Consider the following 19,156-nt stretch of genomic DNA (forward strand, 5'->3'; position numbering starts at 1 on the left):
TTCGATCTTGTAGCCATCGGGGTCGGTCACGAACGCAATGACGGTGGTGCCGCCCTTGACCGGGCCAGCCTCGCGGGTCACGTTGCCACCGGCCGCCTTGATCTTCGCGCAGGCCGCGTAGGCATCGGGCACGCCCAGGGCGATGTGGCCGTAGGCTGTGCCGATGTCGTAGCTGTCGGTGCCCCAGTTGTAGGTGAGTTCAATCTCTGCCTGCGCTGGATTGCCCTCATAGCCCACGAAGGCCAGGGAGTACTTGTACTCCGGGTTTTCGGAGGTGCGCAGCACCTGCATGCCGAGCACCTGGGTGTAGAAGTCGATCGAGCGCTGCAGGTTGCCCACGCGCAGCATGGTGTGAAGGATTCGCATGGGCGCTATTTTGCGGGCATCTCGAAGACCAGGCAGGTTGTCGTGGCATGCGCGTAGAGTTTGCCGTCGGCTCCGACGATACGGCCCTCGGCGGTGGCGAGCTGGCGGCCGGCATGCACCACCGTGCCGATGGCGCGCAGCGGCCCGCTTTTCTGGGAAGCGGCACGCACGATGTTCACGCTCAACTCGGCCGTGGTGTAGGCACGGCCCTGCGGCATCACAGTGTGCACCGCGCATCCCACCGCCGAGTCGAGCAGGGTCGCGTACCAGCCCCCGTGCACCGTGCCCAGAGGGTTGTAGTGCTTGAGCTGGGGCGTACCTTGAAACACCGCCCGGCCCTCGCCGATCTCCACCAGCGAGAAGTCCAGCGTGTCAGCGATGTGAGCGTAGGGCAGCCGGCCGTCGAGCATGGCCTGCATCTGCTGCAGGCCATTCAAACCGGCAAGGTCCTCCGGCCTGGCCAGGCCCACGCCCGCGCCGGCCTTCTGGCGTTGTGTGGTTGCCTCGTACTGGCGGTTCCAAAGGCTCAGGGTCTCTTCGGGGGTCATTCGAATTCCTCATGATTGCAGTTGCAATGATTGTAGCTACAATCATTGAATGAATTCGGACACACCGGTGACACCAGCGACCCCGTCGGGCTGCACCAACTTCAAGTTGCGCCAGCTCACCCGGCGCGTCACGCAACACTATGACCAGCACCTCTCGGCGGTGGGGCTCAGGATCACCCAGTATTCACTGCTCAGCCATGTCGACCGCCTCGGGCCGCTGGCGCCTGGCGAGCTGGCTCGGCGCATGGACATGGGTGCCTCCACGCTCACGCGCAACCTGCAGCCCATGGTGTTGGCGGGCTGGCTCGAGATGGGCGAGGGGCACGATGCGCGCAGCCGCCTCGTGCACATCACCGAAGCGGGCCGCGAGATGCGCCGACAGGCCCAGCGCCGGTGGAAAGCCGCCCAACTGTCTTTGAACGACAAGCTGGGACCCACCACCGTCATGGCCTTGCACGCGTTGTTGGACCGGGGGCTTGCCGCTTTCCATGAGGGAGATTCACATGAAATCTGAACACACACCCTCACACCCACCCGCCGTCTGGTGGCTGGTGCTGCTGGCCGCTGCGGGCGCCTTTGCGCTCACCATGGGCACGCGCCAGACCATGGGCTTCTTCCTCTCGCCTCTGAACACCGCCACCGGCCTGGGGGTGGGCAGCATCAGCCTGGCGTTTGCCTTCGGGCAGCTCTGGTGGGGTCTCACGCAGCCCTTTGCGGGTGCGGTGGCCGACCGCGTGGGCGCCGGGCGCGTGTTGCTGGTGGGCATCGCGCTGGTGGCGCTGGGCACCTTCATCACGCCGTTCATGACCACCACCTGGGGCTTGATCTTCGCCATCGGGGTTCTGGCGGCCGGCGGTGCGGGCATGGCCGGGCCCTCGGTGCTGATGGCCGCCACCGCCCGCCTGATCCCTGCCGAACGCCGCGGCATGGCCACCGGCATCGTGAACGCGGGTGGATCGTTCGGGCAGTTCGTCATGGCGCCGGTGGCTGCCGCGCTGACGCTCGGTCTGGGCTGGGCCAACGCCTTGCAGGTGCTGGGTCTGATCGTGCTGCTGGCGCTGCCAGCGGCGTGGGTGCTTCGCGGCCCCGGCCCGGCCGCCAAGGCTGGCGCCGCCCCGGCACCCGTGGCCTTGCCCGCGCGCGAGGCGATCGGCAAGGCCTTGAAGAACCCCAGCTACCTGCTGCTCTCGGCGGGCTTTTTCGTCTGCGGTTTTCACGTCGCTTTTCTCGCCACGCACCTGCCCGGCGTGGTGGCGGCCTGTGGGCTGCCTGCGCCGGTGGGCGCCTGGGCGCTGGGCATCATCGGGCTCTTCAACATCATCGGCAGCCTGGCCATGGGCTGGGCCGTGGGGCGCTGGCGCATGAAGTCGCTGCTCTCGCTGGTATATGCCACGCGCGCCCTGGCCGTTCTCGTTTTCCTGCTGGCGCCCAAGACCGAGGCCGTGATGCTGACCTTCGCCGCGGTGATGGGCCTGACCTTCCTCTCCACCGTGCCACCCACCGTGGGCCTGGTGGCCAAGTTCTTTGGCACCGGCAACATGGCCATGCTGTTTGGCATCGTGATGCTGTCGCATCAGGTCGGTGGCTTTCTGGGCGCCTGGCTGGGCGGTCAGGTGTTCGAGGCCACTGGCAGCTACGACTGGGTCTGGTACATCGACATCGTGCTCGCGGTGGGTGCGGCGCTGATCCACCTGCCGATCCGTGAGTCAGTGGTGATGCGGGCGCAGCAGCCGGCCTGAGTGTTGATCGCGGCTTCCAGCCGCCATCGGGAGCGCGGCACGCGACTTCATCTGACCAGAAGAAACCGGTCTTCGGTTCGGACAGGGGGGGCATGCGGAGAGGGCATGCATCCGTGGCTCGGTGGATCGCGTGGATTTCGCGTCATGAATGGCTGCTGCACGTCCACCAGTGACGCTGCCGGTCGATCTTCTGTTGACAGCGCAGAACTCGAGTCCGTATGCCCGGCATGCAGGCGCCAGGGCCCCGCTTCAGACCGGCACGGTGTAGTTCAGCGTCATGCGCCCGCCATCGACCGTGACGATCTCGCCGGTCACATAGCTGGCGGCATCGCTGGAGAGCCAGGCCACCACGTCGGCGATCTCGCCGGGTTCGCCCAGTCGCTTCATGGGCGTGCGGCTCAGGATGCGGCTTTTGGCGTCCTCGCTGGTGAGCACGGCCTGGGCCGCCAGCTCGGTGGCGATGGTGCCCGGCGCCACCGCGTTCACACGGATGCCCCGGTCGGCCAGTGCGAGCGCCATCACGCGCGTGAGCTGGTTGATGCCGCCCTTGCTGACGTTGTAGCTGGCGATGCTGGGGATGGTGAGCACGCCGTTGACCGAGCTCATGTTCACGATGCTGCCGCCACCGGTGTTCACCATGGCTCTGGCCACCGCCTGCCCCATGAGGAAGGCGCCCTTGAGGTTCACGCGCAGCACGGCGTCGAAGTCCGCCTCGGTCACGTCCAGGAAATCCGCCGCCTTGAAGATGCCGGCGTTGTTGACCAGCACGTCGATGCGGCCGTGCGCATCGAGGGTTCGCGACACGGCGGCGTCCACCTCCGGCTTGTGGCCCACATCGGCGTGCAGGTAGAGCGCATCCAGTTCGGTGGCCAGTGTCTGGCCGCGCTCGTCGGCCAGGTCCACCAGCACCACCTTCGCGCCTTCGCGCGCGAAGCGGCGGGCGCAGGCTTCACCGATGCCCTGTGCGCCGCCGGTGATGAGGACCACGCGGCCCTGGTGGCCGAAATGCACGGGGGAGGGCGTGTGAGTTTTCATGTGCCGCATGGTAGCGGCTGGTTCAGCGTGGCGGTGCCGCGGCCGCTTCCAGGAGAGGCAGCAAGGCGTCGTGCCCGGCCTCGCGCGCCAGGTCCGCGGCAAGGCGGCCATCGCGGTCGCGGCGCAGGGGGTCGGCGCCGGCAGCCAGCAGCCGCCGCACCTGTGCGGCGTCGCCCTGCATCGCGGCGCGCATGAGCGCGGTGCGGCCTTGCGCGTCGGCCGCGTTCACGTCGGAGCCCGGGGCCAGCGCTGCGGGTGCTGCCGACCGCGCCTGCGCACGCGAGGTGCTTTCGGCGAGGTCCTCGGCGCGAACGGCCTGTTCCTGGGTGGCAGCCGGTGCTGGCACCGGAGCAGGCACCGGAGCAGGAGGTGGCGTGGCCGCCGGGGCGCTCTCGCTGCGCGGTGGGGCGGCGGGATTGGGGGCGACGGTTGAGCGCTCCCGGGCCGGCGTGTTGGCGGATGGTGTGGCGGCTGCCGGTTCTGAAGCGGGTTTGGGAGTCGGTGCGGCAACCGGTGCAGGGGCTCGGCCGAGCGCGGCTTCTCGGTCTTCGGCAGGACCGCGATCGAACTGGAGCACGACCAGCGTGGCCAGTCCGAGCACCGCCAGGCCACCGAGCGCGCGCCAGCGCCAGGACGCGTCGTTGGCAGCGGCCCGACGGGTCTGTCCGGGGGCGGTCTTCTCCATGGTGCGTGCGCGGTTCAGCACGTTCTCGCGCAGGCGGGGCGAGGGTCTCGCGGGGTCCAGCGCGTTGGCCTCGTGGTAGCGTTCAAGCAACGGATCGTCGGGTGTCATGCCAGGGTCTCCAGCGTTTGGCGCAGGCGCTCGCGTGCATAGCGCAGGCGGCTCTTGGCCGTTTCGTGGGTCACGCTGGTGGCCGCTGCAATCTCGGCAACGCTCAGGCCTCCTTCGGCCTGCAGCAGAAAGGCTTCGCGCTGTGCTGCGGGCAGGTGGGCCAGGGCGTCCAGCAGCGCCTGCGCCTGCTCGCGCGATTGCAGTTGCCGCACCGGGCCGAAGCCCGAATCCGCTGCCAGGGTGTCGGCCAGTGCCGCACCTTCTTCGGTGGACGCGTCCAGGCTGGTGTGCGGCTTGTGCGTGCGCCAATGGTCCACCATGCGGTGGTGTGCCAGCGTGAAAAGCCAGGTTCTGAACTTCGCGCGTGGCTCGTACTGCGGTGCGTGGCGCAGCAACGAAAACCACACATCCTGCACCAGGTCGTCGGCCAGCGCGCTGTCGCGCACGCTGCGCTGCACGAAGCGCCACACCGGCAGGGCATGGCGGTCGTACAGGGTTTCGAAAGCGTCCACGTCGCCGCCCGCGTAGGCCAGCATCAGCGATTCGTCGGCGGGCTCGGTCATGCCGCTGGATTATGGAGAGTCTCCGTCCCGGAGAACAGCGGCGCAGCGTGGGGGTCGAGCATCAGCCCGGATCGGGTGCGTAGCCTGGAAGCACCGCGCCCGGGAATGGATTCGGCCTCGGTGGCATGGGCAGCATCGGGATGATGCCCATGGCCACCAGGTTCTCACGGCTGTCGTAGCGGATGCGGATGAGTTCGTCGGGCCGCTGGCTGCGGCGCTCGAAGGTGGTGTGTCCCACCACCGAGGTCTCGCGTTCGCCGTGGCCGGTGCCCAGGCGCGGCCTGGCCATGTCGGCGGCGCTCGCCGGCGCGGACGAACGGCTTTCCTGCGCGGCCCCCTGTTCTCGCGTCAGGGGTGAGGGTGCGATGGCGGGTGGCGGTGGTGGCAAGGGTTTCTCGCGGAACACTGCCACGCCGATGACGCCGACGTGAGCCGGCCGGCCAGTGCGTTCGGCATAGGAGTCGCTGGACGCGGTGAAGTGAAAAGCGGCCACTTCGGTGTCGCTCTTGCGCCAGCCGGTGATGGCGTGCTGCTGCCAGGGCGAGAGCACGTAGCCGGTCTGCCGCCAGGCGGCGGTCTCGCCCGAGATCACATTGACGCCATCCACCGAGACCACGCCCAGCACCCGGCCCGGCGTGGCGTTGCGCACCGAGACGGCGTAGCGTGCGCCGGGTCGGCCCGCCACCCAGTGTTCGCCTTGGTGGCGGTAGACGGTGAGCGTTTCGCCGCTGTCGCGGTCGATGACCTGTACGTCGGTCAGACCGCCCACAGCCTGGGCGGGCAGGGAGGTCAGTGAGGCCAGGGTGGCCACCAGGACAAGGGTGGCGCGAATGGCGGGCTGGGGATTCATGCGGGCTCCGTAGGAAGTGGATGGAGCCGGTTGAAACGAACCAGAGGTTACCGCGGGGTTCACCGACCCGCGGGAAGTTGTAACGGCCTGTGCGCTGCCGTGTTCAGCAGCTTTCGCAAGTGGCCAGAGCGCTGCCCACGCGCATGCGCGTCTGCTCGGTGAGGTAGTCCAGAAACACCTGCGTGCGCCGTGGCATGAACTTGCGGCTGGGCAGCGCGGCGTACATCGTGAGACGACCCGTGATCCAGGGGTTGAGCACGCGCACCAGATCGCCGTTCTGCAGCAGGGGGGCGGCCAGCTCCACCGTGGTCGCGGTGATGCCCGCACCGTCGAGCGCCGCGTGCATGAGCGTGTCGTTGTGGTTGGCCCACAGCACGGGCTGCACGTCGATGTCCACATGCCGGTCCACGTCCAGCGCGTGCAGCAGGCGCCAGGTGCGGCTGCGCCCCGTGGTGGGCTTGAGCCGCAGGCAGTCGTGCTGGCTGAGTTCTTCAGGCGACTGCGGCATGCCCTTTCGCTTCAGGTAGCCGGGAGAGGCCAGCAGGATGGCTTCGGTGGAAATCACTTTGCGAGCGATCACATTGGCGTCAAAACTGTCGCTGGCACCCATGAGCGTGATGTCGTAGTCTTCGATGGGGGGCTCGCGGTGCGATTCCACCGCGATGTCGAGCAGGATCTTGGGGTAGGCCTGCCGAAAGCCGCTGACCAGCGGTGCCAGCACGTGCGTGGCCAGCACCGGCGGCGCCAGCAGGTGCAACACGCCGGCCAGCTCGCTGGTGTGCGAGCTCACCAGCGCATGCGCCTCGTCGAGCTCCTGCAGGATGACGCGCACGCGCTCCAGGTAAGCGTCGCCCGCTTCAGTGAGCGAAACTCGCCGCGTGGTGCGGTGAAGCAGGCGCGTGCCCAGGTGCTCCTCCAGGTCGGCCACGAGGCGCGTGACCACGGCGGGCGACATGTCCAGTGCGCGGGCGGCGGCTGCAAAGCCGCCCTCGTCGACCACTTTCTGAAAGGCGCGCATCGAGGCAAGGCGGTCCATGGGGTTTCTCGGGAGGTTTCGGGCGGCCTCATTGTTGCTGAAACCGAAACACAGTACGGGCGACAGGGTTGCATGACGCCAGGAATGGCAATCGAAATGCTAAGACCGAACGGTGGCGCCGGCATGGCCCGGATGTGCGGGCAGGTGCACCATCACCGCCAGCCCGCCATCCGGACTGTCTGCCAGGGCGATGCTGCCCTGATAGTGTTCAGCGATCTGCGCCACGATCGCCAGCCCGAGGCCGCTGCCCGTGGTGTCCTGGGGGTTGAGTCGAACGAACCGTTGAAGTGCGCGGAAGCGTTCTGCCGGGGCGATGCCCGGGCCGTTGTCGCTGACGGTGAGCGTGACCGTTGAGCCGGTCTGCCGCACGCGGATGTCAACCCGGCTGCCCAATGGCGTGTGGCGCAGTGCGTTGTCCACCAGGTTGTTGAGCAGCACGCGAAAGTCTTCCGGGTCCATGCACACGGTCGCCGCGTCGCTGGTTTCCAGGCCCAGGTCGATGCCGCATGCTTCGGCGCGCGCGGAAAACGCGCCGACCACCTCCGCCGCCAACTGATCGCAACGCACAGGCCTGGGATGCCTCTGGTGCACATCGGGCTCCAGCCTGGCCATCTGCAGCAGTTGGGCCACGAGGTGCGTGCTGCGTTCAATGCCCTTGTCGAGTTCGTCCAGCGCGGCTTTGCGGTGCACGTCGTCCGAGCGGCGGGCGAGCTGGGCCTGGAGCTTGACCGCTGCCAGTGGCGTGTTGAGTTCGTGGGCGGCGTCGGCCAGCACCTGGCGCTGGCGCGTGAGCAGGCCACCCACCCGACCCAGCAACTGGTTCAGTGCCTGCGCCAGCGGCGTCAGTTCCTCCGGGAGGTTTTGCGTGGGCACAGGATGGAGGTCCTTTTCGTCGCGCCGCTGGATGTCGCGCCCCAGCGAGTCCAGTGGCACCAGCACGCGGCTGACGGCGGCATGGATCAAGGCGCCAAGCACCACCACGAGCAGACCGGTGGGCACGAGCAGCCACGGCACCAGCTCGGCAAAGCCGCTGGTCCGGTCGCTGGAGGTCTTGGCCACCTGAACGATCTGTTGCGCATCGACCAGGGTGTAGATGTGCCAGGACTCGCCGGACCAGTCCACTTCGTGAAAACCGGCCAACTGCAAGGGCGGCCCGATGCGGTTGATCGAGCTGTAGAGAATCTCGCCCTGGGGGGACCAGATCTGGCTGATGAAGCGCCCCAGGTCGCTGGCCGCTTCGGGCGCTGGGGGCGGAGTCGCCGGCCAGGACCGGGGCCGTACGCCATGTCGCACCACCGAGTGGGCAATCTGCTCCATGGCGAAATCGCGCTCGCGGTTGAACGCTTGCCAGGCCAGCTGGTAGGTCAGCACGCTGACCAGAATGCAGGTGATGATCAGCGCGCCTATCTGCCAGAACAGCAGGCGCTGGCGGATCGAGTTCATTGCGCTTCGACCAGCTTGTAGCCCACCCCGCGCACGTTCTTGATCCAGGCGCTGCCCAGCTTGCGGCGCAGGTGGTGCACATGCACTTCCACCGCGTTGCTGGAGACTTCGTCCTGCCAGCCATAGAGCTGGGTCTCCAGTTGTTCGCGGGACAGCACATTGCCTGGTCGCTCCATGAGGGCGAGCAACAGGTCGTATTCCCGCGTGGACAGGTTCACCAACTGGTTGTCGAGCAGGGCTTCGCGCCGCAATGGCCGCATCACCAGCCGACCCAGCTGCATTTCGGATGGCGCGCGGCCACTGACGCGGCGCGCCACCGCGTGCATGCGCGCGATCAGTTCGTCGAGGTCGAATGGCTTGGAGAGGTAGTCGTCGGCGCCCAGGTTCAGGCCAGCCACCCTATCGCCCACCGCATCACGCGCCGACACCACCAGCACGGGAACGGGCAGGTGTTCTGCGCGAAGCCAGTGCAGCAGTTGCAACCCGTCCTGGCCGGGCAGGCCGATGTCGAGCAGCAGCAGGTCGTAGGCCTGCCCTTGCAGCGCCACCTGCGCCTGCAGACCATCGTGCACCCACTCCACGGCAAAGCCGGCCATGCGCAGCCCTCGTTCCATGCTGGCGCCGAGCATGCTGTCGTCTTCGGCAAGCAGTACCTTCATGGGTGGTGAGTGTCGGCGAAATCCGGCGCGAGAAGAGAGTTCATGAGTCTGGTACAACTTCTGACCCACTCCGGAGACTGCCCTTGACCACATTTACGCAAGTGATTCTGTACACCGATACCGATGGTCGCGCACGTTTTCGCGACGCTGGCATCGCCCTGGACGAAGGTTCGCCCGCCGCCCGTCTCTCGGCCATGCTGCCCGCCAGCGGCTGCCAGTTGCGCCAGAGCCCCGTGGGTTTTCGCAGCGAGTTTCATTGCACCGGCGCACCGCAATGGCTGTTCGTGCTGCAAGGCTGCATGGAGATTGGCCTGCAGGACGGCAGTTGGCGCGCCTTTGGGCCGGGCCAGCACTTTTACTCGGCCGACACGCTGCCCGAGGGTGCGGCCTTCGACCCCGAACTGCACGGTCATCGCAGCCGGCAGGTGGGCGACGAACCGCTCGTGACCTTGTTCGTTCGCGGCTGAAGAGGGCCCGTCAGAGAAACCGGTCGAGCAACCGCCGGGAATGCGCATCCAGTGCAAGCCGGTCGCGCACCGCGAAGCTCACGCCGTGGTTCGCCTGGATCAGCAGGGCCTGGCCTTCGAGCCGGCGGATATCGTCCTCGCTGCGCAGCACGAAGCGGGTCGCTCCCCGGTCGGTCGTGACCTCCCAGGTGCTGGGCGAGGAGAAGGTGGACACCGAGTCGATGCGCTGGATCACGGGCGTGAATTCGCGCTGCGCCAGTTCTTCCTCGATCAGGCTTCGCGTGTCGGGCGGCAGGGTCGAGAGGCGGTCCACCCAGACCAGTTCATGGCCGTCACTTCCCAGCAGCGACAGACCCTCGTCGGGCGCTCCGATGGGGAAGGCGCGCACCGGCACCACACCGACGTGGTCCAAGCCGCCAGCCTCTGTGAGGACCAGTCGGCCGAATGGATTGCGCAGCAGGCGCCAGGAAGGCGCGGTGGTGAACCCGTTCATGGCGCGCCCTCCGGCATGTCCGCGTCGAGCAGGGCGGCGGCTTCCTGCTCCTTGCGTGCCTGCGCCTCGTAGAGACGCCAGTAGTGGCCACGCAGGGCCATGAGCTCATCGTGTGGGCCGACTTCGACGACCTGGCCCCGGTCCATCACCACCAGGCGGTCGGCCTTGCGCAGCGTGGAGAGGCGGTGCGCAATGGCAATGGTGGTGCGGCCCTGTACGAGGTTGTCCAGCGCTTTCTGGATTTCTTTCTCGGTCTCGGTGTCGACCGAGGAGGTGGCTTCGTCCAGGATCAGGATGCGCGGGTCGATCAGGAGCGCGCGCGCAATGCTGATGCGCTGGCGTTCGCCGCCCGACAGACCCTGGCCGCGCTCGCCCACCAGCGAGTCGTAGCCTTGTGGCAGGCGCAGGATGAACTCGTGCGCATGCGCTGCGCGCGCTGCGGCGACGATCTCGGTCCGCGTGGCGCCGGGTCGGCCGTAGGCGATGTTCTCGGCAATGGTGCCGAAGAAGAGAAAGGGCTCCTGGAGCACCAGGCCGATGTGGCGACGAAACTCGGCCACGGCGACGCGGCGGATGTCCACGCCGTCGATGCGGATGGTGCCCTCGCTCACGTCGTAGAAGCGGCACAGCAGGTTGACCAGCGTGCTCTTGCCCGAACCGCTGTGGCCGACCAGCCCGATCATCTCGCCCGGATGGATCTCCAGGCTGAGGTTGCGAATCACCGTGCGGCTGCCGTAGCGAAAGCTCACGTCCTCCATCTCCAGGCCGCCCTGCACCCTGGGCAGCGGCACGGGCTGGGCAGGGTCGGGCACGTTGGAGACGTGGTCGAGGATGTCGAAGATGCGCTTGGCGCCCGAGGCTGCCTTCTGCGTCACCGAGACGATGCGGCTCATGGAGTCGAGCCGCCCGTAGAAGCGCCCGATGTAGGCGATGAACGCGGTGAGAACCCCCACCGTGATCTGGCTCTGGCTGACCAGCCAGATGCCGAACGCCCACACGACCAGCAGCCCGATCTCGGTGAGCAGCGTGACCGTCGGCGTGAACAGCGACCAGGTCTTGTTGATCCGGTCGTTCACGGCCAGGTTGTGCTCGTTGGCGCGCTTGAAGCGGCGTGCCTCGCGGGCTTCCTGGGCGAACGCCTTCACCACCCGGATGCCAGGAATGGTGTCGGCCAGCACATTGGTCACTTCGCCCCACACGCGGTCGATCTTCTCGAAGCCGGTGCGCAGGCGATCCCGCACGAGGTGGATCATCCAGCCGATGAAGGGCAGCGGCAGCAGTGTCACCAGCGCCAGCCAGGGGTTGATGGAAAACAGGATCACGGCCGTCATGCTGATCATCAGCACGTCGGTGACGAAGTCGAGCGCGTGCAACGACAGGAACACGCTGATGCGGTCGGTCTCGCTGCCGATGCGCGCCATCAGGTCACCGGTGCGCTTGCTGCCAAAGTAGTCCAGCGAGAGTTCGAGCAGGTGGTCGAACGTGGTGGTGCGCAGGTCCGAGCTGATGCGCTCGGACACCACGGCCAGCAGCCACGTGCGCGCCCAGCCCAGACCCCAGGCCAGCAGGGCAGAACCCAGCAGGCCCGCAAGCAGCAGCAGCACCAGGCCAGAGTCGATGTCCTGTCCGTTCTGGAACGGGATCAATACCCGGTCCATCAACGGGATGGTGAGGTAGGGTGGCACCAGCGTGGCGGCGGTGGACGCCAGCGTCAGCGCAAAACCCGTGAACAGGGTCCAGCGGTAGGGACGGGCGAAGCGCCACAGGCGCAGCAATACCCATGTCGACGGCGGGGCCTGAGGGGTGTCCTGCGCGCAGTCGGGGCATTCATCGCTGTCCGGAGGCAGGGTGGCCTGGCACTGGGGACAGGTGCGGGCGGGCTCGTCGAGCGCCAGGTTGTTGGCGGTGTCGAGCTGCGCGACGATGCGCTGGAACTGCGCCACCAGGCGCGCCGCCCGGGGTTGTGCGGCCAGGGTGAAACGCCAGACCGCGAGGCGACCCTGTGCGTTCATCAATTCCAGTGTGCCGACCCCGGCATGGTCTCCAAGCCGCAGTTCCATGTCCGGAGTCAGTGACCAGGCCTCGTCTTCGAGCGACAGGCGTTGGCGGCTTAACAACAGGGTGCGCGTACGGAAATGTAAATGGTCGTCCAAGTCCAGCGCCAAGGTGGCGACGGCGCTATCATCGCCCCCCAGCCGGGTCAACGCGTTCCGCTGGGTGTTTCGCGCTGGATCGGCTCCTCGAGCTGAGGATTCAGCTGGATTTTGTGAAAGCATGGTGAAGATGGCTGCGTGGCGTCGACCGCGAGAACGGGCATGCTCCCACTTGGGAACATGGCATTTTCACCGATGTCGGGTTCACGATTGCTGAAGCATCGAACTTCCCTGCACCCAGGCCGATGCAACACCCGTTGACCAGAAAAACGAGTCCCGCTGGAGACATGAGCTCTCGACACGACATCAAGCTGCTGCGCGTCAATTACCTGCGCGGCCCCAACATCTGGACGTACCGCTCGGTGCTCGAGGTCTGGCTCGACCTCGGCGACCTGGAGGACCTGCCGTCCAACAAGCTGCCCGGTCTCACCGATCGCCTGCTCGAATGGCTCCCTGCGCTGGAAGAGCACCACTGCGGCGTGGGCGAGCGCGGCGGCTTCATCGAGCGATTGCGGGAAGGCACCTGGGCGGGGCACATCCTCGAACATGTCGTCATCGAACTGCTCAACCTGGCGGGCATGCCCACCGGCTTTGGCCAGACGCGCGAGACCACCCGGCGCGGCGTTTACCGCATGGTGTTCCGGGCGCGCGACGAGGCGGTGGCGCGTGCGGCGCTGGCCGAGGCGCATGCCTTGTTGCTCGCCGCCATCCACCAGCGCGAAGGCGCGGCCCGCTTCGATGTGTCTGGCGCCGTGACGCGCATCGTCGAACAGATCGACCGCAGTTACCTGGGCCCCAGTACCGCTGCCATCGTGGCCGCCGCCACCGATCGCGGCATCCCCCATTTGCGCCTGAACGACGGCAACCTGGTGCAGCTCGGCCACGGAAGGCGCCAGCGCCGCATCTGGACCGCCGAGACCGATCGCACCAGCGCGATCGCCGGCAACATCGCGCACGACAAGGACCTCACCAAAAGCCTGCTCGCCGCCTGCGGCGTGCCGGTGCCCGAAGGCCAGGTGGTGGACAGTCCTCAAGCCGCCTGGGAGGCTGCGCAGGACATCGGCCTGCCGGTGGTCGTGAAGCCGTCGGACGCCAACCACGGTCGCGGTGTGAGCCTGGACCTGTCCGAACGCGGCGACGTCGAAAAGGCATTCGCCGTGGCCGATGCCGAGGGCAGCGAGGTCATGGTCGAGCGCTACGTGCGCGGCGATGAACATCGCCTGCTGGTCGTCGGCGGCCGGGTGGTGGCCGCCGCACGGGGCGAAAGCCTGTCGGTGGTGGGCGATGGTCGTTCGACCGTGGCCCAGCTTATCGACCAGCAGCTCAACAACGACCCGCGACGGGGTGAGGCCGAAGAATTCCCGCTGGAGACCATCCGCCTGGATCGCGAACCCGTCATGCGGTTGCTGCTGGAGCGACAAGGCCTGTCGGGCGAGGCCGTGCCGGTGGCGGGGCGTCGCGTGCTGGTGCAACGCAATGGCAATGTGGCCATTGACTGCAGCGACGACGTGCATCCCGAAGTGGCGCACGCGGTTTCGCTGGCCGCTCGCGTGGTGGGCCTGGACGTGGCGGGTGTCGACGTGGTCGCGCAGGACATCTCGCGCCCCTTGCAGGAGCAGGGTGGTGCGGTGGTGGAGGTCAATGCTGGCCCCGGGCTCCTGATGCACCTCAAGCCCGCCACCGGCATGTCGCGACCCGTGGGTCGCGACATCGTGGACCACCTTTTTGACGAGGGCGGCAATGGCCGCGTGCCGATTGTGGGCGTGGCCGGTTCGCGGCATGGTGGCGCCATCGCTCGCCTGGTGGCCTGGCTCCTGCACCTGAGTGGGCACCAGGTGGGCCTGGCCTGCCGCGACGGTCTCTTCCTCGGCACCCGCAAGGTCGATGCCCGACCCAGCGCCCATTGGGAGGCTGGCCAGCGGCTGCTGATGAACCGAGAGGTGGACGCCGTGGTGCTTGAGAACGGCGCCGCAGCCATCCTGCAGGATGGCCTGGCCTACGACCGTTGTGCTGTCGGCGTGGTCACCGACCTCGACGACATCCAGGGGCTGGAGCGCTACGACGTGCGCGATGTCGATCAGCTCTACCGCGTGCTGCGCACGCAGGTGGACGTGGTGCTGCCCGATGGCGTGGCCGTGCTCAACGCCGACGACGCGCGCGTGGCACAGATGGCCAGCCTGTGCGATGGCGACGTGGTTTTCTACGGACTCGACGGCGCAGCCTCGCTGCTGGAAAAGCACCGCGCCCTCGGTCTGCGCACCGTGTCGGTGTCGGGTGGCGAGCTGGTGCTGGCCGAGGGCACGCGCAAGGCACATCGCGTGAAGATGGATGCCCCCGTGGTACAGCGCCTGGTCGAAGAACTGGGCTTGCACACGCTGCTGGCCGTGGCCGCCGCCGCCTGGGCGTTGGCGGTGTCGCCCGAGTTGATCGCCGCCGGCATGGAGTCCTGCGGCTATGGCGCGGCCCCCCCGCCCGAGCACGCCGAAGCGGCCGCCGCCGTCTCGGTGCCCTGAACCGCTGATCCGGTCCAACCCACACCCCCCCGTTCATGGACGTTTCCCGCATCCGGACCCTGCGCGGCCCCAACCTCTGGAGCCGCCACACCTGCATCGAGGCCATCGTGGCGTGCGAGGCGGGCGAACTGAATCTTCAGGCACTGCCCGGCTTTGAACGCCGGCTGCGAGAACTCTTCCCCGCCGTGGGCGCCCTGCAACCCGGCAATCCACAAGAACCCCTCTCGCTGGCACACGTGCTGGCCGACGTGGCGCTGGCATTGCAGGCGCAGGCCGGTTGCCCGGTGACCTTCCGCCGTGTCGCGGCCACACTGGACGCAGGCGTGTTCCAGGTGGTGGCGCAATACAGCGAGGAGGTGGTGGGACGGCTGGCCTTCGATCTTGCGCGCGAACTGCTGGTGGCGGTGCGCGCCGGCGAGCCCCAGGGCTTTGATGTGCAGGCCGCCATCGACCGTCTGCGTGCGCTCGATGAAGACGTCCGTCTGGGCCCGAGTACCGGCTGCATCGTGGACGCCGCCGTGGCCCGCAACATTCCCTACCGTCGCCTGACCTCGGGCAGCCTGGTGCAGCTGGGCTGGGGTTCGCGCCAGCGGCGCATCTGGGCGGCCGAGGTGGACAGCACCAGCGCGGTGTCGGAGTCGATCGCGCAGGACAAGGACCTGACCAAGAAACTGCTGGCGGCCGCCGGCGTTCCGGTGCCCCAGGGCCGGCCGGTGAATGATGTGAACGACGCCTGGGCGGTGGCGCTGGAGATCGGCCTGCCGGTGGTGGTCAAACCGCAGGATGGCAATCAGGGCAAAGGCGTCACGGTCAACATCGTCTCGCGCGATCACCTGGAAATCGCCTTCCGCGCCGCGGCCGATTTTGGCGAAGTGATGGTCGAGAAATACCTGCCCGGCAGCGACTTTCGCATGCTGGTCGTGGGCGATCGCGTGGTCGCCGCCTCTCGCCGTGATCCGCCGCATGTGATCGGTGACGGCGAGCACACCGTGCGCGAGCTGGTCGATATCGTCAATGCCGACCCCAGGCGCGGTGATGGCCACGCCACTTCGCTCACCAAGATCCGCTTCGACGAGATCGCGCTGGCGCGCCTGGGCGTCCAGGGCCTCACACCCGATTCGGTGCCCGAGATGGGTCGGCGCGTCGTGCTGCGCAACAATGCCAACCTGAGCACCGGCGGCACCGCCACCGATGTGACCGACGACCTGCACCCCGACGTGGCCGCCCGCTGCGTGGCCGCTGCCCAGACCGTGGGACTGGACATCTGTGGTGTTGACGTGGTTTGCGAAAGTGTGCACGTGCCGCTGGAGAAGCAGAGCGGTGGCGTGGTCGAGGTCAATGCCGCGCCTGGCCTGCGCATGCACCTTTCGCCCTCGTACGGCAAAGGCCGTCCCGTGGGCGAGGCGGTGGTGTCGCACATGTTCGAAGCCGGTGACGATGGGCGCATCCCTTTGATTGCCGTGACCGGCACCAACGGCAAGACCACCACCACGCGGCTGATTGCGCACCTCATGGCGACCAGTGGCAAGCGGGTGGGCATGACCAACACCGACGGCGTGTACGTCGATGGTCGCCAGATCGACAGCGGCGACTGCTCTGGCCCCAAGAGTGCGCGCAACGTCCTGCTGCACCCGGACGTGGACGCCGCGGTGCTGGAGACCGCGCGAGGCGGCATGCTCCGGGAGGGACTGGGGTTCGATCAGTGCAGCGTGGCGGTGGTGACCAATGTGGGATCGGGCGACCACCTGGGGCTGAACTACATCACCACGGTCGAGGACCTGGCGGTGCTCAAGCGCGTCATCGTGATGAACGTCGCGCCCACGGGTTATGCGGTGCTCAACGCGGCCGATCCCATCGTCGCGGCCATGGCCGCCAAGTGCACTGGCGGCGTGGTGTTCTTCGCGCAGGACCACGATCACCCCGTGCTCGCCGCGCACCGCGTGCAAGGGCGCCGCACCATCTGCGTGGAAGGTGATCGCATCCTCGTCACCGAAGGCAGCTGGCGGGTGCAGATTCCCCTGCAGGGCGTACCGATCACGCGCGGGGGCACGATTGGCTTTCAGAAAGACAACGTCATGGCGGCCATCGGCGCTGCGTGGTGCGCGGGCCTGGACTGGGACACCATCGCGCGTGGCCTGGCCACCTTCTCCAACGACGCCGACAACGCGCCGGGCCGCTTCAACGTCATGGACTACCGGGGCGCCACGGTGATCGCCGACTACGGGCACAACCCGGACGCCATGCGCGCGCTGGTCGAGGCGGTCGCGGCCATGCCCGCGCGCCGGCGCAGTGTGGTCATCAGCGGTGCGGGAGACCGACGCGACGAAGACATCCGCGAGCAGACTGCCATCCTGGGCACCGCCTTCGACGAGGTGCTGTTGTTTCAGGACGCCTGCCAGCGCGGGCGGGAGGATGGCGAAGTGCTCGCCTTGCTGCGCCAGGGCCTCGAAGGCGCCAGCCGCACCCGCGATGTGCTGGAGATCCGTGGCGAATTCATTGCCATCGACACGGCCCTGGATCGCTTGCAACCTGGCGATCTCTGCCTGATTCTGGTGGATCAGGTCGAAGAGGCGCTGGCCCACCTGGACCAGCGTGTGCGCGAGGGCGAGGCGCAGACCGCAGGCGTGGGCTCTGTGCCGCACTCGGCAGCGACCTGACCGCATCCGGCTCGTTGAGCGTTGCCATTCGCAGCGCCCGGATGGTCTTCAAGGCGCGGGCTTGAATTCGATCAACTCGACGATCAGCCTGATGTCGGGCGATCCGCTGGTCAGTCGGCTGTTGAACACCTGCTTCACATGGTTGCGCACGGAGGGCGCGTACCAGAAGGTCTCGTCATACCGACCGGTGGACGAGCCGCCGAACACGCGCGTCCAGGTGCCGGTGCATTCCACCTTGAAGGCGTCGAATTCGCCTGCCGGGACGCGCACCTTTTCAAAGCCACGGCCCTCACAGTCACCGTCGTAATACGACACGCCACTGTTGTTGGGCAGTCTTCTGTAGCTGTGCCGATAGCTGTCGGTCAATGGGAAGAGAAGGGGTCCCCCGCACACGGCCTCGGTACTGTTGCGCATGCTGCGACAGATGTGCCAGTCGGGCGTGAACATCCGGGTGTAGGTCTGATCGGCGGGTAGGGCGTGGGTCCGCACCAGCGTCCGGCCGTTCTCGAAGCCTGAGACCGTCAGTGTGAACTGCCCGGTTTCCCTGTTGTTCCAGCCGTCGAGCGCCCGGGTGATCCAGGTGTCGCCGACCTTGAGCTCCGGGCGTTCAATCGGCAAGCTGGCCTGTGCAAGGCACGCCCCTGTTCCGAGAACTGCGCAAAACGCCCAGGTGGTGACCAGAACATGGCGGAAGTCCATGGCGTTCCTTGTTTGGATTCGATGGGCGGATTGTAGGAAGGGCCGTCCGCATGAGCCCGGGTGTTTACCCCCCGGTCTCGCGCTCAGGCAGTCGCACCCTGAGCAGCGCTCGAACGAAGCCGTGGTCGCTGCGGCTGCGGTCGCGCCCTTCGAAAAGATGGTCATTGAACACCTCCACACGCCGCACGTCGCCCAGGGTGCGGCGGCTCGTGGCCAGAAACTCCTCACTCACCAGCACCTGGTCCAGCACCTCGGGGTAGCCCTGGTGGATGTGGGAGTAGGCCACGTCGCGGCGCAACGCCGCCTCGCCCTGCACATCCCAGGCGCTGAAGAGCGCGTGGTCGTTCGCTCCCTTGTCGTAGGCCACCTGCGAAGTGGCGGCAATGAGCTGCGTGGTCACACTGTGCGGGCTGTCGTTGAGATCGCCCATGAGCACCAGCGGCGTGCGCGTCTGGTGCAGCAGCTCGACCACCTTCAGCCGCAGCGCCAGCGCTTCACCGGCGCGCATGATGAGCGAGCGCAGAGACGCCAGCGCCTGCACGGAAGGATCGGCGGTGTCTTCGTTGATCCTGCCTTTTGCATCTTCCAGAAATTTCGGTCGCTTGCTCTTGAGGTGCGCCGTGATCACGCACAGCGGCTGCCCGTGCTTGAGGCGCAGCTGCGCGATCAGCGGCGGGCGTTCGAAGCGCGCGTGCAGTCCGAGACCCGGTACCTGCACCACGGCGGCCGGGGAGAAGTCAACCATCGACTGAAGGGATTCCACTTTCAGGCGCGTGACGATGCCCACGCGTGGCGTGCCTTGCGCGCCGTGCTGTCCGGGTCCGTTCTCCGCGCCTGGCACCGAAACAACGCCATACTGCAAGCCACTGCGCGCCACCGCCGCGCGAAGGGCCAGTTCATCCCACACCTCCTGCACCGCGATCACATCCGCGTTGAGTGCCTTGAAGCGGTTGCCCAGCCAGTCGACCTTGCGATCGAACTCATTCTGGGTGTAGGGGTCCTGGCCCTCGTAGAAGTGCCGACCGGGTTGCGCCAGGTTGAGCACGTTGCAGGTGGCCACCATGAGCGTGGCCCAACGTGGCAACGCCCCGTGGCCGTCAAGGGCCAGCGGGGCGCTGGAGGAGGGGAGCGTGAGGTCAGGT

18 protein-coding genes are annotated in these 19,156 nt (G+C 67.4%); 5 read left to right on the forward strand and 13 right to left on the reverse strand.

The window, feature by feature from the left end; genetic code table 11:
* Window positions 1-366 (reverse strand): lactoylglutathione lyase (gloA, locus tag AB7F11_RS16940; protein ID WP_428299940.1); only part of this gene is annotated, 366 nt, incomplete at its 3' end.
* 5 nt (window positions 367-371) lie between these two features.
* Window positions 372-914, reverse strand: a complete 543-nt coding sequence (locus tag AB7F11_RS16945; protein ID WP_428288868.1) for a PaaI family thioesterase — start codon at window positions 912-914, stop codon at window positions 372-374.
* A 49-nt stretch (window positions 915-963) separates the two neighbouring features.
* Between AB7F11_RS16945 and AB7F11_RS16950 the strand changes: the two genes are divergently transcribed.
* Together AB7F11_RS16950 and AB7F11_RS16955 are read left to right on the forward strand one after the other, a co-directional pair.
* Complete coding sequence (locus tag AB7F11_RS16950; RefSeq protein ID WP_428288869.1) at window positions 964-1,428, forward strand: MarR family winged helix-turn-helix transcriptional regulator; 465 nt, start codon at window positions 964-966, stop codon at window positions 1,426-1,428.
* Entirely contained in the window at window positions 1,418-2,653 is a 1,236-nt protein-coding gene (locus AB7F11_RS16955) for an MFS transporter (protein WP_428288870.1), read from the forward strand. Before AB7F11_RS16950 ends, AB7F11_RS16955 begins: the two co-directional genes overlap by 11 nt.
* Before the next feature lie 249 nt (window positions 2,654-2,902).
* Here the strand turns inward: AB7F11_RS16955 and AB7F11_RS16960 are convergent, their stop codons facing one another.
* From AB7F11_RS16960 to AB7F11_RS16990, 7 genes are all read right to left on the reverse strand, one after another.
* A complete protein-coding gene (locus AB7F11_RS16960; RefSeq protein ID WP_428288871.1) occupies window positions 2,903-3,688 on the reverse strand; it encodes an SDR family NAD(P)-dependent oxidoreductase in 786 nt (261 codons plus the stop codon).
* A gap of 22 nt (window positions 3,689-3,710) precedes the next feature.
* Complete coding sequence (locus AB7F11_RS16965; RefSeq protein WP_428288872.1) at window positions 3,711-4,481, reverse strand: ankyrin repeat domain-containing protein; 771 nt, start codon at window positions 4,479-4,481, stop codon at window positions 3,711-3,713.
* A complete protein-coding gene (locus AB7F11_RS16970) occupies window positions 4,478-5,044 on the reverse strand; it encodes an RNA polymerase sigma factor (RefSeq protein ID WP_428288873.1) in 567 nt (188 codons plus the stop codon). The genes AB7F11_RS16965 and AB7F11_RS16970 overlap by 4 nt, the downstream gene beginning before the upstream one ends.
* 61 nt (window positions 5,045-5,105) lie before the next feature.
* Window positions 5,106-5,894 (reverse strand): hypothetical protein, encoded by a 789-nt coding sequence (locus AB7F11_RS16975; RefSeq protein WP_428288874.1) that lies wholly within the window; start codon window positions 5,892-5,894, stop codon window positions 5,106-5,108.
* Between the two features lie 103 nt (window positions 5,895-5,997).
* On the reverse strand, window positions 5,998-6,930 hold the full coding sequence (locus AB7F11_RS16980) for a LysR family transcriptional regulator (RefSeq protein WP_428288875.1): 933 nt from the start codon (window positions 6,928-6,930) through the stop codon (window positions 5,998-6,000).
* Window positions 6,931-7,029: 99 nt separating this feature from the next.
* Window positions 7,030-8,373 (reverse strand): ATP-binding protein, encoded by a 1,344-nt coding sequence (locus AB7F11_RS16985; RefSeq protein WP_428288876.1) that lies wholly within the window; start codon window positions 8,371-8,373, stop codon window positions 7,030-7,032.
* Entirely contained in the window at window positions 8,370-9,032 is a 663-nt protein-coding gene (locus tag AB7F11_RS16990; protein ID WP_428288877.1) for a response regulator transcription factor, read from the reverse strand. Before AB7F11_RS16990 ends, AB7F11_RS16985 begins: the two co-directional genes overlap by 4 nt.
* Before the next feature lie 83 nt (window positions 9,033-9,115).
* Between AB7F11_RS16990 and AB7F11_RS16995 the strand changes: the two genes are divergently transcribed.
* A complete protein-coding gene (locus tag AB7F11_RS16995) occupies window positions 9,116-9,499 on the forward strand; it encodes a hypothetical protein (RefSeq protein ID WP_428288878.1) in 384 nt (127 codons plus the stop codon).
* A gap of 10 nt (window positions 9,500-9,509) precedes the next feature.
* Here AB7F11_RS16995 and AB7F11_RS17000 read toward each other — a convergent pair whose 3' ends face one another.
* Both AB7F11_RS17000 and AB7F11_RS17005 read right to left on the reverse strand, forming a co-directional pair.
* Window positions 9,510-9,992, reverse strand: coding sequence for a DUF1854 domain-containing protein (locus tag AB7F11_RS17000; RefSeq protein WP_428288879.1), 483 nt, complete (start codon window positions 9,990-9,992; stop codon window positions 9,510-9,512).
* Entirely contained in the window at window positions 9,989-12,268 is a 2,280-nt protein-coding gene (locus AB7F11_RS17005; RefSeq protein ID WP_428288880.1) for an ABC transporter transmembrane domain-containing protein, read from the reverse strand. Before AB7F11_RS17005 ends, AB7F11_RS17000 begins: the two co-directional genes overlap by 4 nt.
* 164 nt (window positions 12,269-12,432) lie before the next feature.
* Here AB7F11_RS17005 and cphA (AB7F11_RS17010) point away from each other — a divergent pair, with 164 nt between their 5' ends.
* Together cphA (AB7F11_RS17010) and cphA (AB7F11_RS17015) are read left to right on the forward strand one after the other, a co-directional pair.
* A complete protein-coding gene (gene cphA / locus AB7F11_RS17010) occupies window positions 12,433-14,658 on the forward strand; it encodes a cyanophycin synthetase (protein ID WP_428288881.1) in 2,226 nt (741 codons plus the stop codon).
* 35 nt (window positions 14,659-14,693) lie between these two features.
* On the forward strand, window positions 14,694-17,315 hold the full coding sequence (cphA, locus tag AB7F11_RS17015) for a cyanophycin synthetase (RefSeq protein ID WP_428288882.1): 2,622 nt from the start codon (window positions 14,694-14,696) through the stop codon (window positions 17,313-17,315).
* A gap of 48 nt (window positions 17,316-17,363) precedes the next feature.
* Here the strand turns inward: cphA (AB7F11_RS17015) and AB7F11_RS17020 are convergent, their stop codons facing one another.
* Both AB7F11_RS17020 and AB7F11_RS17025 read right to left on the reverse strand, forming a co-directional pair.
* Window positions 17,364-18,014: a hypothetical protein gene (locus tag AB7F11_RS17020; RefSeq protein WP_428288883.1), complete on the reverse strand. Its 651-nt coding sequence runs from the start codon at window positions 18,012-18,014 to the stop codon at window positions 17,364-17,366.
* A 64-nt stretch (window positions 18,015-18,078) separates the two neighbouring features.
* Complete coding sequence (locus tag AB7F11_RS17025) at window positions 18,079-19,077, reverse strand: endonuclease/exonuclease/phosphatase family protein (RefSeq protein ID WP_428288934.1); 999 nt, start codon at window positions 19,075-19,077, stop codon at window positions 18,079-18,081.
* Window positions 19,078-19,156 lie beyond the last annotated feature (79 nt).

It is taken from the genome of Hydrogenophaga sp. (assembly GCF_050250835.1).
Lineage (GTDB): Bacteria > Pseudomonadota > Gammaproteobacteria > Burkholderiales > Burkholderiaceae_C > Hydrogenophaga.

What these genes read in the sequence shown, in the direction of transcription:
- AB7F11_RS16945 (WP_428288868.1), bottom strand. Translation starts at nt 914, where the DNA reads ATGACCCCCGAAGAGACCCTGAGCCTTTGGAACCGCCAGTACGAGGCA.
- AB7F11_RS16950 (WP_428288869.1), top strand. Translation starts at nt 964, where the DNA reads ATGAATTCGGACACACCGGTGACACCAGCGACCCCGTCGGGCTGCACC.
- AB7F11_RS16955 (WP_428288870.1), top strand. Translation starts at nt 1,418, where the DNA reads ATGAAATCTGAACACACACCCTCACACCCACCCGCCGTCTGGTGGCTG.
- AB7F11_RS16960 (WP_428288871.1), bottom strand. Translation starts at nt 3,688, where the DNA reads ATGAAAACTCACACGCCCTCCCCCGTGCATTTCGGCCACCAGGGCCGC.
- AB7F11_RS16965 (WP_428288872.1), bottom strand. Translation starts at nt 4,481, where the DNA reads ATGACACCCGACGATCCGTTGCTTGAACGCTACCACGAGGCCAACGCG.
- AB7F11_RS16970 (WP_428288873.1), bottom strand. Translation starts at nt 5,044, where the DNA reads ATGACCGAGCCCGCCGACGAATCGCTGATGCTGGCCTACGCGGGCGGC.
- AB7F11_RS16975 (WP_428288874.1), bottom strand. Translation starts at nt 5,894, where the DNA reads ATGAATCCCCAGCCCGCCATTCGCGCCACCCTTGTCCTGGTGGCCACC.
- AB7F11_RS16980 (WP_428288875.1), bottom strand. Translation starts at nt 6,930, where the DNA reads ATGGACCGCCTTGCCTCGATGCGCGCCTTTCAGAAAGTGGTCGACGAG.
- AB7F11_RS16985 (WP_428288876.1), bottom strand. Translation starts at nt 8,373, where the DNA reads ATGAACTCGATCCGCCAGCGCCTGCTGTTCTGGCAGATAGGCGCGCTG.
- AB7F11_RS16990 (WP_428288877.1), bottom strand. Translation starts at nt 9,032, where the DNA reads ATGAAGGTACTGCTTGCCGAAGACGACAGCATGCTCGGCGCCAGCATG.
- AB7F11_RS17000 (WP_428288879.1), bottom strand. Translation starts at nt 9,992, where the DNA reads ATGAACGGGTTCACCACCGCGCCTTCCTGGCGCCTGCTGCGCAATCCA.
- AB7F11_RS17005 (WP_428288880.1), bottom strand. Translation starts at nt 12,268, where the DNA reads ATGCTTTCACAAAATCCAGCTGAATCCTCAGCTCGAGGAGCCGATCCA.
- cphA (WP_428288881.1), top strand. Translation starts at nt 12,433, where the DNA reads ATGAGCTCTCGACACGACATCAAGCTGCTGCGCGTCAATTACCTGCGC.
- cphA (WP_428288882.1), top strand. Translation starts at nt 14,694, where the DNA reads ATGGACGTTTCCCGCATCCGGACCCTGCGCGGCCCCAACCTCTGGAGC.
- AB7F11_RS17020 (WP_428288883.1), bottom strand. Translation starts at nt 18,014, where the DNA reads ATGGACTTCCGCCATGTTCTGGTCACCACCTGGGCGTTTTGCGCAGTT.
- AB7F11_RS17025 (WP_428288934.1), bottom strand. Translation starts at nt 19,077, where the DNA reads ATGGTGGCCACCTGCAACGTGCTCAACCTGGCGCAACCCGGTCGGCAC.